The organism is Pseudomonas sp., from assembly GCF_040514055.1.
Lineage (GTDB): Bacteria > Pseudomonadota > Gammaproteobacteria > Pseudomonadales > Pseudomonadaceae > Aquipseudomonas.
Map to the genome: position 1 here is coordinate 1 of NZ_JBEVDL010000034.1, position 12,481 is coordinate 12,481.

The 12,481-nt window shown below is 61.7% G+C and carries 9 protein-coding genes; 5 read left to right on the forward strand and 4 right to left on the reverse strand.

Translation table 11 applies throughout. The features are described 5' to 3' along the window. A partial coding sequence (locus ABWY06_RS08115; RefSeq protein WP_353925060.1) for a retention module-containing protein occupies positions 1-2,386 on the reverse strand: 2,386 nt, incomplete at its 3' end. Positions 2,387-2,864: 478 nt separating this feature from the next. On the opposite strand from ABWY06_RS08115, the gene ABWY06_RS08120 reads away from it, so the two are divergent. The 5 genes from ABWY06_RS08120 to ABWY06_RS08140 all read left to right on the forward strand — a co-directional run bounded on the left by ABWY06_RS08120 (position 2,865) and on the right by ABWY06_RS08140 (position 9,413). Beyond that, the gene (locus tag ABWY06_RS08120; protein ID WP_353925061.1) at positions 2,865-4,220 is read left to right on the forward strand and encodes a TolC family outer membrane protein; all 1,356 of its coding nucleotides are present in this window, start codon (positions 2,865-2,867) and stop codon (positions 4,218-4,220) included. A 29-nt stretch (positions 4,221-4,249) separates the two neighbouring features. Continuing rightward, positions 4,250-6,400, forward strand: coding sequence for a type I secretion system permease/ATPase (locus tag ABWY06_RS08125; protein ID WP_353925171.1), 2,151 nt, complete (start codon positions 4,250-4,252; stop codon positions 6,398-6,400). A 45-nt stretch (positions 6,401-6,445) separates the two neighbouring features. Further along, the gene (locus ABWY06_RS08130; RefSeq protein ID WP_353925062.1) at positions 6,446-7,804 is read left to right on the forward strand and encodes an HlyD family type I secretion periplasmic adaptor subunit; all 1,359 of its coding nucleotides are present in this window, start codon (positions 6,446-6,448) and stop codon (positions 7,802-7,804) included. A 514-nt stretch (positions 7,805-8,318) separates the two neighbouring features. Then, complete coding sequence (locus ABWY06_RS08135; protein ID WP_353925063.1) at positions 8,319-8,735, forward strand: hypothetical protein; 417 nt, start codon at positions 8,319-8,321, stop codon at positions 8,733-8,735. 99 nt (positions 8,736-8,834) lie between these two features. Beyond that, entirely contained in the window at positions 8,835-9,413 is a 579-nt protein-coding gene (locus ABWY06_RS08140) for a rhodanese-like domain-containing protein (protein WP_353925064.1), read from the forward strand. A 229-nt stretch (positions 9,414-9,642) separates the two neighbouring features. Here the strand turns inward: ABWY06_RS08140 and ABWY06_RS08145 are convergent, their stop codons facing one another. The 3 genes from ABWY06_RS08145 to aceK all read right to left on the reverse strand — a co-directional run bounded on the left by ABWY06_RS08145 (position 9,643) and on the right by aceK (position 12,444). Further along, complete coding sequence (locus ABWY06_RS08145; protein ID WP_353925065.1) at positions 9,643-10,251, reverse strand: tRNA-uridine aminocarboxypropyltransferase; 609 nt, start codon at positions 10,249-10,251, stop codon at positions 9,643-9,645. Between the two features lie 163 nt (positions 10,252-10,414). Continuing rightward, complete coding sequence (locus ABWY06_RS08150; protein ID WP_353925066.1) at positions 10,415-10,537, reverse strand: PA1414 family protein; 123 nt, start codon at positions 10,535-10,537, stop codon at positions 10,415-10,417. 173 nt (positions 10,538-10,710) lie between these two features. Next, the gene (gene aceK / locus ABWY06_RS08155; protein ID WP_353925067.1) at positions 10,711-12,444 is read right to left on the reverse strand and encodes a bifunctional isocitrate dehydrogenase kinase/phosphatase; all 1,734 of its coding nucleotides are present in this window, start codon (positions 12,442-12,444) and stop codon (positions 10,711-10,713) included. Positions 12,445-12,481 lie beyond the last annotated feature (37 nt).

Below are 12,481 nucleotides of genomic sequence, written 5' to 3' on the forward strand. Positions count from 1 at the left end.
CGTTGATGGTCACGCTCTGCAGGTCGTCCAGGCCGTCGGCATCGCTCAAGCTAAAGCTGCCGCTGGCGAACTCACTGCTGGACGCCGCATCCGAGCCGGCCGCCAGACCGGCTTCGAAGACCTGGTCGTTGCCGCCCTCGTTACCCGGGTCGACCGAGACTTCCGGCCCATCGTTGCTGCCGGTAATGGTGATCGTCAGGGTGGCGCTGGCCAGGTCGCCGTCGGCGTCACGCATGCTGTAGGTAAAGGTTTCGGTCAGGGTCTCGCCATCGTCCAGGGCCTGCACCGCGGCGCTGCCGTTGTTCAGCAGGTAGCTGTAGGTACCGCTGCCGGTGTCGCTAAAGCTGCCGTAGCTGGCGGCCGTGCCGCTCCAGGCGACGAAACCGGTGGGCGTGTCGGCGCCCGACTGGCCGTTGGCGTGCAGGTCGTTGCTCAGTACGTTGCCGGTCACGGCGGTAACTGCCCCTTCGGCCACGGCATTACCGTCGTCCACCGCATTGGGCTGATCGTCGACGATCTCGACCACGATTGAAGCCGGCACCGAGGAGGCGGTGCCATCGGACACACTCAGGCTAAAGGTCTCGCTCTCGACACCCGGGCCATCGGTGGTCGGCGAGGTCAACTCATAGGAGTAACTGGCCACCCCGGTGGCCGGGTTGTAGGCGGTGACGGTCAGGTTGCCGTTCGCACCGGCGAACACAGTGCCGGCCAGGCTGCCGAGGGCCACAGTGACGCCATTGATGGTCACGCTTTGCAGGTCGTCCAGACCGTCGGCGTCGCTCAGGGTAAAGCTGCCAGTGGCAAATTCGCCGTTGGACGCGGCATCCGAACCGTTGGCCAGGCTCCCCTCGAACACCAGATCGTTGCCACCCTCGTTACCCGGGTCGACATTGACCTCGGGCGGCGTATTGACGGGAGTGACCGTGATAAACACCGTGGCGGTAGCGGTCGCGCCCTGCCCGTCGTTCAAGGTGTAGGTGAAACTGGCGACACCGGAAAAATCGGCCGTGGGAGTAAAGACAATATTGCCGCCGGCAAAACTGACGCTGCCGTTGACCGCGTTTTGCACGCTTTGAATCGTCTGCGGATTGCCTTCGGGGTCCGTGTCGTTGGCCAGCAAGGTCGCCGGGCTGATGGTCAACGGCGTATCTTCCGCGGTCGACAAGGCATCGTCGGTGGCGCTGGTAGTGTTCGGTACAGGTGGTGGCTCAGGCGGCTCTGCGACCGGGAGCACGACTATGGTGACCGTCGCGGTGTCGGTCGCGCCGTTGCCGTCATTGACGGTGTAAGTGAAGCTTGCGGTCCCGCTGAAGTCCGGGGTGGGCGTGAACAGAATGTTGCCGTCCGGTCCGAGGGTCACCGTACCGTTGACGGCAGCTTGCACACTCTGAATCGTCAGCGGATCGCCTTCCGGGTCGCTGTCGTTGACCAGCAAGGTCAGCGGGCTGATCGTCAGCGGCGTGTCTTCAGGGGTGGTCAGCAAGTCATCGGCGGCCCCGGTGCTGTTGTCGTCCTGCGCATCGGGCGCATCGTTGACCGGGGTCACCCCGATCGTCACGGTGGCCGTGTCGGTACCGCCGTTTCCGTCATTGACCGTGTAGGTAAAACTGCCGGTACCGTTGAAGTCAGGGTCCGGGGTGAACAGGATGCTGCCGTCCAGGCCCAGGCTGACGGTGCCATTGACCGCCGCTTGCACGCTTTGGATGGTCAAGACATCACCATCCAGGTCGATGTCGTTGCCCAGCAAAGTGGCCGGCTGGATCAGCAGGGGCGTGTCTTCAGCGGTGGTCAGGGCATCATCGGCGGCCCCGGTGCTGTTGTCGTCCAGCGCGTCGGGCGCCGTATTGGGCGCCTGCAGCAGGGCCGCTTCCGGATCGGGAAATGCGGGCGCCCCGTTGAGCCCCTCGGTGGGAAAACCGATTTCGGGATCGACCGAGGCGCCCACCGCATCGAGCAGCACAAAGGAGTGCCCGCCGCCGGCCGCACCGCCGGCCCCACCGGCACCGGGACCAGCTGCGGTGGCCTCACCCACTTGAGTCGGGTCGACGCCCGCGGCGATTGCCGCTTGCAGCGCCTCGACATCGCTGAGGTCCTGCGTACTGGGGGCCGCGGCTGGGGCGTCGGCTGCCGCGGTGGCAGCGGCAGGGCTTTCGGCAGGCTGGGCACTGGCCAGCGCCTGGGGATCCAGCAGCATCTGGCTGTCGCGCCCCAGGGTCAGTTCGCCGCCCGCGGACAGCGCCAGCGCGACCGCACCATTGGCCCCGGTGACCAATTGCTCCCCGGCAAAAACCTTGTCACCGGCCGCGAGCGGGCGACGGCTACCGTCGGCTGCCACTGCAAAGACCTCACCGACCAGCTGACTGACGACACCCATTACTGCGGCCATGATTGCGTCCTCGTTCCCACTGCCGACCAGTGCCGGCCATGCCTCAAAGAGATGGGATCAACGAGCCTTCGCGCGTCTGGCTTACGGGGTAGGAGCTTCGAATGCTGCGGTACTGGGCAGTGAAATCAACGAAGTGCGACAAAAAATTGTCGCAACGACCCGCCGGACCACTTCACTTAAAACTGCCGTCTATATATGCCAAAAAAGCTTATTGATCGTTTTTATCAGCACACAAAGCACTATAAAAGCCAGTAGATGGCCAGCACCACGGGGCTGTTAGCGCCAACAATGTGCTGCTTTTCACAAAGCGCATAAGATTTTTTCGACATAACTGTTGTGAGAATTTTTTCTTAATGCCTGCAAAAAGATGTTCTTAGCTCTGTCGTTACAAACCTGAAACGGTTTGACCGAAAAATAAGCCATTAAATTGGCGATTGCAAAATGACATCTACCAAACGACATCTAGCGGAGAAGTCCCATGCGCGCCTTGAACCCTCTCTGGAGCGGTCTGTTGCTGGCGATCGGCTGCACCCAGGTTGATGCAATGACATTGTCCGAGGCGATACAGAGCACGCTGGACAATCACCCCGAGATCCGCGCGGGGGCCGATAGCCGCCTGTCCGCCGACGAGGAAGTCAAAGTCGCCCGCGGAGCCTACCTGCCCAGCGTCGACCTGCTGATGGGTTACGGCCGGGAAAACTCCGACAACCCCAGTACCCGCGCCCAGGGCGATCATCACACCGAAACACTGACGTCCAGCAGCGCGGAACTGCGCCTGCGCCAACTGCTGTTCGATGGTTTCAACACGCCCAATGAAATCGCCCGTACCGAGGCTGTGGTGAACTCACGCGCCTACCGGATCCTGGGTACCTCCGAAAGCCTGGCGCTGCGCACTGTCGAGGTGTACCTGGAGGTGCTCAAGCGTCGGGAAATGGTGACCTTGGCGCAGAACAACCTGCAGGCGCACCTGCGCATCAATGACCAGATAGGCCTGCGCAGTCGTCAGGGTGTTGGCAGCAACGCCGACACCGACCAGTCTGAAGCGCGCCATGCCTTGGCACAGAACAACTACTACACCGAACAGGTCAATCTGGCCGACGCCGAGGCCAATTTCTACAGTGCGGTCGGGCGCCTGCCGGACGAATTGGAAGCGCCTGCCAGTCTGAAAGGTCAACTGCCGGCTGACCTGATGCAGGCTCGCCAGGCGGTGGTGAACAACAACCCGCTGCTCAAATCCGCGCAAGCCGATGTGCAGGCGGCGCAGAAGCAGTACGAGGCGGCCAAGTCACCGTTCTACCCGCGCTTCGACGTGGAGTTGGCCACCAACGCCGATGACAACGTTCAGGGCGATGAAGGCCACGCCAACGGCTGGCGCGCCGGGGTGGTGATGAACTACAACCTGTTTAACGGCATGCGCGACAAGGCCCGCCTGCAATCGACCGCCCACCAGGTCAACGAGTCGATGGACATCCGTAACAATGCGTTGCGCCTGCTCAATGAAAACGTCGCCCTGGCCTGGAACGCCATGGAAAACGCCCGCCTGCAAACACCCAAGGCACGCGACTATGCTGAGTACACGGCCAAAGTGCGTGAGGCCTATCAACAGCAATTTGGCCTGAGCCAGCGGACCTTGCTGGACCTGCTGGACAGCGAAAACGAACTCTTCACCGCCAACCGTCGTTACGCCGAGGTGCGCTACACCGAGGAGTACTCGATGTACCGGGTGATGGCTGCCATGGGTGCTTTATTGCGCCATGAGCAGGTCACGGTGCCGGCTGAGGCGGTTGCCCTCAACGAGGTGAAAAGCGAGGCCCAGCTGCCCGAAATGAAGTAACCGACCAGGAGCAGCGAAGCGTGACGACCATGGAACGAGCCGGTCCTGCCGGTGATCCCCGCGTGAGCCATGACGATCCCCTGCTCGACGGCTTGCTGATCCTCTGCAAACTGCACGGCTGCGCCGCCAGCCGGGGCAGCCTGAGTGCCGGCCTGCCCATGCCCGCGCAGCGCCTGAGCGCCGATCTGCTCCCCCGCGCCGCGGCGCGCGCGGGCCTGCAGGGCCGCGTGCTCAAGCGCGAGCTGCAGGGCATCACCAGCCTCAATCTGCCGGTACTGCTGCTGTTGAAAAACGGCCGCTGCGCCGTACTGCGCCGCTGGGATGCCAAGCAGCGGGCCTTGATCCTGCCCAGCGAGGCAGAAGGCGGTGAGCAGTGGGTCGGGCAGGAGCAACTGAACGCGGAGTACAGCGGCCAGGCCTTCTTTGCGCGCCCCCACCACGAGCTGGAGGAAGTGCGCAATCCACTGCTGCCGCGGGTCAACGCCTGGTTCCGCGACACCCTCAAACTGTCGCGCGGGCTCTATGCCGATGCCGTGCTGGCCAGCCTCTTAGTCAACCTGCTGGGCATGCTGGTGCCGTTGTTCGTGATGCAGACCTACGACCGCGTCGTCCCCAATCAGGCCCTCGCCACGCTCTGGGTCCTGGCTTTCGGCTTGCTGCTCGGCACCCTGTTCGAGCTGCTGCTGCGGGTGTTACGCGCCAACCTGCTGGATCAAGCGGGCAAGAAAACCGATGTGGTGCTGTCGGCCACCCTGTTCGAGCGCATCACCGGCATGGCGATGAAGGCCCGACCTGCCTCCGTCGGCGGCTTTGCCCAAAGCATCCACGACTTTCAGGGCCTGCGCGAATTCCTGACTGCGGTGACGCTGACCAGCCTGATCGACCTGCCGTTCGCCGTGCTGATGATCGGCGTGATCGGTTTGCTCGGCGGCTGGCTGGCGCTGATTCCCGTGCTGGCCTTCCCGATCACGGTCGCCTTCGCCTTGATCATTCAGCGTCGCCTGCGCGACACGGTGCAAAAAAGCCTGGCGTTGGCCGCGCAGCGCCAGGCGCTGTTGATCGAAACCATCGGCGGTCTGGAAATGCTGAAAGCCTGCAGCGCGGAAAGCGAACGTCAGCATCTCTGGGAACAAACCCACGGCGCCCTGACCCGCCTGGATGTGCATGCCCGCTTCCTGTCCGCCCTGGCCACCAACGGTACCTTGTTCCTGCAACAGCTGGCCGGCCTGGCCACCATCCTCGTCGGGGTATATGGGATTATCGCCGGAGAGCTGAGCGTGGGCGCCCTGGTCGCCTGCTACATGCTCGGCAGCCGGGTATTGGCGCCCTTGGGGCAGATCGCCGGGTTGATCACCCGCTACCAACAGGCACGGCTGACCATGGTCAGCACCGATGCCCTGATGGCCCTGCCGCAGGAGCGCCAGAACAAACAGCAGCCCCTGGAGCGTACCCAGCTCAAGGGTGCCCTGGAGGTCCGCCAGGTCAACTTCCGGTATCCCGGACAAAGTACCGCCGCGCTGTCCAATGCCAGCCTGCGCCTGAACGCAGGCGAGCGGGTCGGCATTATCGGCCGCAGCGGTTCCGGCAAAAGTACCTTGGCGCGCCTGGTGATGAATTTCTATCAACCCGACGAGGGCCAGCTGCTGCTCGACGGGCTGGACTTGCGCCAGCTGGATGTCGCCGACCTGCGCCATCAGATCGGCTACGTCGCCCATGACCTGCCCCTGCTGGCCGGTAGCCTGCGCGACAACCTGACCCTTGGCGCGCGCTACGTCAGCGATGCGCGCATGCTGGAAGTGGCCGAGCTGACCGGTGTCCAGGACCTCGCACGGCAGCACCCGCAAGGTTTCGACCGGCCGGTGGGCGAGCGCGGCCAACTGCTTTCCGGCGGCCAACGGCAGGCCGTGCTGCTGGCCCGCGCCCTGTTGCTGGACCCGCCGATTCTGTTGCTCGACGAACCCACCAGTGCCATGGACAACACCAGCGAGGAGATCCTGCGTCACCGCCTGCAGACCTGGGCCCAGGGCAAGACGCTGCTGTTGATCACCCACCGCGCCTCCATGCTCAGCCTGGTGGACCGCCTGGTGGTGCTGGATAACGGGCACATAGTCGCCGACGGCCCGAAAGCCTCGGTGATCGAGGCGCTGCGCAAGGGCCGAGTGGGTCCGGCGGCAGTGTGAACGGCCCGTCTTATCGCGTCAGAACCGGCCTGGAGCCATCCCGTTATGCCGACAAGTCCTTCGATACGTGGTTACTTCGACGGTTTCCGCCAGCGCCGGCAGGACACCGAATTTATGCCGGAGGTGGCCGGAGCGGTACTGGAGGACTCGCCCTGGCAAACCCGGATGACCGTCTGGGCCGTCGCCGCCTGCCTGTTGAGCGCCCTGCTCTGGGCGCATTTCGCCATTCTGGAGGAGGTCACCACCGGCGAAGGCAAGGCCATTCCTTCCAGCAAGATCCAGGTGATCCAGAACCTCGAGGGCGGTATCGTCAGCGAAATTTTCGTGCGTGAGGGGCAGATGGTGCAAAAGAACGCCGTGCTGCTGCGCCTGGACGACACCCGCTTTCGCTCCAACAAGGGCGAAAGCGAAGCCGATCGCGTGGCCCTGGTCGCCCGGGTCGAACGCCTGAGCGCCGAGGCCGAAGGTCGGCCGATTGCCATGCCGGCGGAAATCACCGAACACGCCGCGCAGTTGGCCGAGGACGAACTGGCGCTGTACCGCTCGCGCCAGCAACGCCTGCACAGCGAGCAGCGCACCCTGGGCGAACAGCTGCAGCAAAAGATCCAGGAGCTGGCGGAGTTTCGCTCCAAGCAGCAGCAGTTTCGCTCCAGCCTGGGGTTGATCCAGCAGGAAATCAATATGTCCGCGCCGCTGGTGGGCACCGGTGCCATCTCCGAAGTGGAGATCCTGCGCCTGCGCCGCAGCGCCGTGGAGGTCCGCGGCTCACTGGATGCCACCACCCTGGCAATTCCCCGGGCCGAGTCGGCCATCAGTGAGATCAAGAGCCGGATCGAAGAGTCCGAGCTGGTGTTCCGCTCGGATGCCTTCAAGGAGCTCAACGAAGTACGCACCGAGCTGAAGAAAATCACCTCCACCGGCTTGGCCATCGAGGACCGGGTCAGCCGCACCACGGTGCTGTCCCCGGTGCACGGCATCATCAAGCAGCTGAAGGTCAACACCATCGGCGGGGTGGTGCAACCGGGCAGTGACCTGCTGGAGATCGTCCCGCTTGAGCAGAACCTGCTGATCGAGGCCAAGGTACGGCCACAGGACGTGGCGTTTCTGCACCCGGGCCAGAAAGCCATGGTCAAGTTCAGCGCCTACGACTACACCCTTTATGGCGGGCTCAAGGCCCAGCTGGAGCTGATCAGCGCGGACACCATCACCGACGAGGAAGGCCACAGTTTCTACCTGATCCAGGTGCGCACCGACCGTAACCACCTGGGCAGCGACGCCAAGCCGCTGCTGATCATTCCCGGGATGATCGCCACCGTGGACATCATCACCGGCGAAAAAAGTGTACTGGATTACCTGCTCAAACCCGTCCTTAAGGCCCGCGCCGAATCCCTGCGCGAACGTTGAAGGACCTGCAGCCAGCTGCCTGATTGCGTAGGTCGGGTGAGCGCAGCCTAAGATTGGGCCGAAAACGCGCAAATATCGCCGGAGCACCCCGCCCTACCAGAGCGTCGCCCCCCGCACATCACCTGTAGGCTACGCCAACGCGCTTTGCGTAGGGTGGCGATAGCCGCGCAGATAGCCGCTCCGACCAACCACGCCATGGCCAGCGCGCGGCCTAACCCACGCGGACGGACACTCCGTTGCGCGCAGTGGCGGGCGGTAGCTTGGCCGGATCGGCATACCCACTGCGGACTGCTCCCGGAAAGTGCTGGTTTGTGCAACGGATGGGACCGCACTGTGCGTATGCAGTCATATGGGTCGAGCAAAATGTGATATGCAGGTAATACAGGCTGAAGATGCGAGTAAGTTAATCATGATTTTATTTTTTGCATAGGCATAAATCCGTGTGTACGGAGTTATCCAAAAGACACTATTATGCAAAATTTCGGAGCTTCATCCAATCACTGCCAGAGGCCCTATGGAAAACCGTGCAATATCAATAAGCCTAGCGGTTTCGCTTGCCGCCTACCTTGCCAGCAAGCTGCTTCTAAAAGCTCATACGATCCTTCAGGAAGCGACTCAGAGCCAACTTATTGCGCCACTTATTGACATCCTGCATCAATCCATAACCATTCTTCCATGGCTGATTGGCGGGGCCACTGCAGGCTACCTGTGCACATATAACCCTCTCAAGCATGGAGCCATTACAGGTGCACTATATGGAGCCGCATTTAGTACCATTGGCATAATGGTATTAAGTGGCCAGACATACGAGACGCCTGACAAAATCTCACAACTAATCTATGCGGCAGCATTTACCGCCAAGAGCTCCTTTCTGTTTTCGCTATCTTCGGCATTTGGTTTCTTAACGGCGAACCAGCGCAGGGGCCTCTAACAATGTGCTCGACTCGTTCGCTTCGTTCACTGGGACCAGCTAATATCGCCCCTTGGCTTAATCCTTAGGTCCGACCACCTGTCACTTAAAGGACAGACAATGAAATCGAAAATAGCAATGTTGAGCGTGCTGCTACTTGTCACTCTACAGACATCCGCGCAGGTCAAGAATTATCCACCCGCCAACGTTAGCTTCGACGATTTCAAGGGCCTGGTTGCAAAGGTTGAAACGCATCGGGCCAACCGGCTGGTTGATCTTGATACATTCTTGACGATGAGCAAGCGGCCGGGAGTGATCATCTTGGATACGCGGTCGGCGTTTCGTTATGAGCGTATCCACGTCGAAGGAGCGAAACATTTAAGCTTTACCGATTTCACCCAGGATAACCTGCGCAACGTCATACCGTCTGTCGATACGACCGTATTGATTTACTGCAACAACAACTTCGCAGGCAACCAGACCCATTTCGCTAGCAAAATAGCCTTCCCTCAACCAAGAGATTCAGTATCCGTACAATTCGCCGCTCAGGAAAAACCAATTATGATGGCCCTGAACATTCCAACCTATATCAACCTCTACGGGTATGGATATCGAAATGTGTATGAACTGGATGAACTCGTGAACGTAAACGACCCCAGGATCACGTTTGAAGGGTCCACTGTTAACGATAAACCCTAGGCCCCTGGTTTTTTAGCTCATGGGGTCGAAAAGACTATTTTCTATTCCCCGTTATCTCCTAGGGCCCACCGCGGTTGCGCAACTCGCGCGAAGCTAGACCGCTCCAAGGACAAAAACACGCCGAGTACTGATGGCGTAATCATTCCTTATTATCGTTGCCGGGTTAGGCTGCGCTAACCCGGCCTACGGGCGGGCGAAAGAATTCGCCCCAACATACATCTCGCCCCCCTCAGGCTTCGTGCCGGCCGTGGTTGCGCCTGTAAGTTTCATCGCCCATGGCCGCGATCTGCCCTTGGATCAAGGCTTCGAAGGGCCTGAGCAGGGCCTGGTAGGACTTCGGTGCATCGAGCAACTCCAGGGCGCAGACGATCGCCTCGAGGGTCGACACGGCACCGGGCATCGGCGCCTTGCGCAGGCGGTAACGCGAGGACAGCCCCGCGGGCAGGGTCAAGCGTGGCAAGGCGGCCAGCAGCGGGTTCAGGTGCAGCAGCTTGCGCGCCTTGCGCCAGGTGCCGTCCGGCACCACCAGCAGCAACGGCTGCCCGTCCGCCTCGGCGGCAGCACTGGCCACCGGCTGGGCACCCTCCCCCGGAAACAACAGGCAGGCTCGATGACCGGGCCGCGCCAGCAGGGCCGACAAGTCCTCGAACACTTCGCCGACCCGCAACTCGCCATTGGACAGGCCCAAGGCCGCCAAGCGAGCGGTGTTCAAGGCATGCTCGACTTCGCTCGGGTGCTGCAGGATCAGCACCCGGGTGCGGCTGTCCAACAGCGGAATCAGTCCGCAGAGGCAATGGCGGGTGGGGCGCGCGCAGCGCGCGCAAGTGGGGCGTGACATGAATTCTCCTCGGCCAGGCAGTCTGCCATAACCTCGCACGGACAGGGCACGGCGAAGTCCAGACTGCTGCGCAAGAATTCAATGAGGGCGAGAAAAATCAGCGTACACAGGCAAGCCGGCAACAAGGTGTCGCCGGCCTGGGACAAAGCAGCATCCAACGGTCTTAGCGCGAGCGACGCTGCTCGGCCAGGCGGCGTTGCTCAGCGCTTTTGATCGGTATCGGTTGCAGACGCGGCGGTTCAACCAGACCCAGGGCTACCGCCAGTTCATGGAGCCATTCTTTCATGTTGAACCCTCCTACGCGTAAATGTCGGCCGACTCGGTCATGCCGAGCCTCCTTCCCCTAGAGTAGGCTGAATCGGCGAGCGACGCTCGCAGCGGCACAACCTTTTCTCCAAGTGCTGAACCAGCCTACCACAGCCCTGCCGCCGCCCACGAAGGCAGCTGCTACAGGATGCGTCAGGCCGGCGTCTCGCTGTTTTTTTCCTTGCGCCGATAAGGGAACACATCGATCACCTTGCCGGCCCGGATCGCGGCCTGCAGGCCCTGCCAGTACTCAGCCTGGTAGAGGTCGCCGTGCAGTTCATTGAACAGACGCCGCAGGCGCACGTCGGCGAACAGGAAGCGCGGAAATTCCTCGGGAAAGACATCCAGCGGCGCAACCGAGTACCAGGGCTCCAGGGCCATTTCGTCCTCCGGATAACGCGGTGGCGGGATCCGCCGGAAATTGGCTTCGGTCAGGTAGCAGATTTCGTCATAGTCATAGAACACCACGCGACCGTGGCGGGTGACCCCGAAATTCTTCAGAAGCATATCGCCGGGGAAGATATTGGCCGCCGCCAGCTGCTTGATCGCCAAACCGTACTCCTCCAGCGCGTCCCGTATCTGGGCTTCGTTGGCGTGCTCCAGGTAGATGTTCAACGGGGTCATGCGCCGCTCGGTCCAGCAGTGGCGCACCAGCACCACGTCGCCCTCCACCACCACAGTGGACGGCGCCACCTCCAGCAGCTCGGCCAGGCACTCCGGCTCGAACTTGCTCAGGGGAAAACGGAAATCGGCGAACTCCTGGGTATCGGCCATGCGCCCGACCCGGTCGACGCTTTTGACCAGCCGGTACTTTTCGATCACGGTGTTGCGGTCGACGTTCTTCGACGGCGAAAACCGGTCCTTGATGATCTTGAACACCGTGTTGAACCCCGGCAGGGTAAACACGCTCATCACCATGCCCCGTACGCCGGGGGCCATGATAAAGCGGTCGTCGGTGGTGGCCAGGTGATTGATCAGCGAACGGTAGAACTCGGACTTGCCGTGCTTGTAAAAGCCGATCGAAGTGTAGAGTTCGGCCAGGTTCTTGCCGGGCAGGATGCGCTTGAGAAAGCCGACGAATTCCGCCGGAATCGCCACGTCGACCATAAAATACGAGCGGGTGAAGGAGAAGATGATCGACACCTCGGCCTCGTCGGTGATCAAGGCATCGACCTGGATACCCAGACCTTCGCGGTGCAACAAGGGGATCACCAACGGCCATTGCTCGTCACGGGTGTAGATGCGCCCGACCAGGTAGGCACCCTTGTTGCGGTACAGCACCGACGAGAACAGCTCCATGCACAGGGCCGGGTCCTTGCACACCCAGTCCGGCAGGTTTTCCCGCAACTGCAGCTCCAGGCGCGCCAGGTCGCGGGGCAAATCCTCGTAGGGCACCCCAAAGCGGTAGTCCTCCAGTACCTGCGCCAGCATGCCCGTCAGGTTGACCCGCGGGATATAGGTGCGGGTCTGGGCGGCACGGCCATGGCTGCGCAAGGACGGACGCGTGGTGTGCACGAACATGCTGCCGTCGCTGATGCAGTCATGACTGAACAAGCCGCAAAAAATCGAGTTGAACCAAGTTTCCGCCAACTCATCGTCGAAGCGCAGGTCAATCAGTGCGATATAGGCACTCTTGACCAGCGGCCATTGGCCAACATCCAGCAGCTGCTCTTCACGGAAGGTCTGACGCAGACGCTGCCCGACTTCACTGACCTTTTCCTCGTACAGGTTGATGCGCGCGGCCGAAGCCTGTTGCGCTTCCTGCCATTGCGCGCGCTCGAAACGCTCGCGGGCACCGTCGGTGATCTGGCGGAAATGCTCGCGATAGTCGTCAAAGCCGTCGAGGATCAGACGGGCGATATCAGCGGCCGGCCATTGCTGCGCCATGGGGAAACCTCTGCAAAGGAAACGAAGAGCGAGCTTA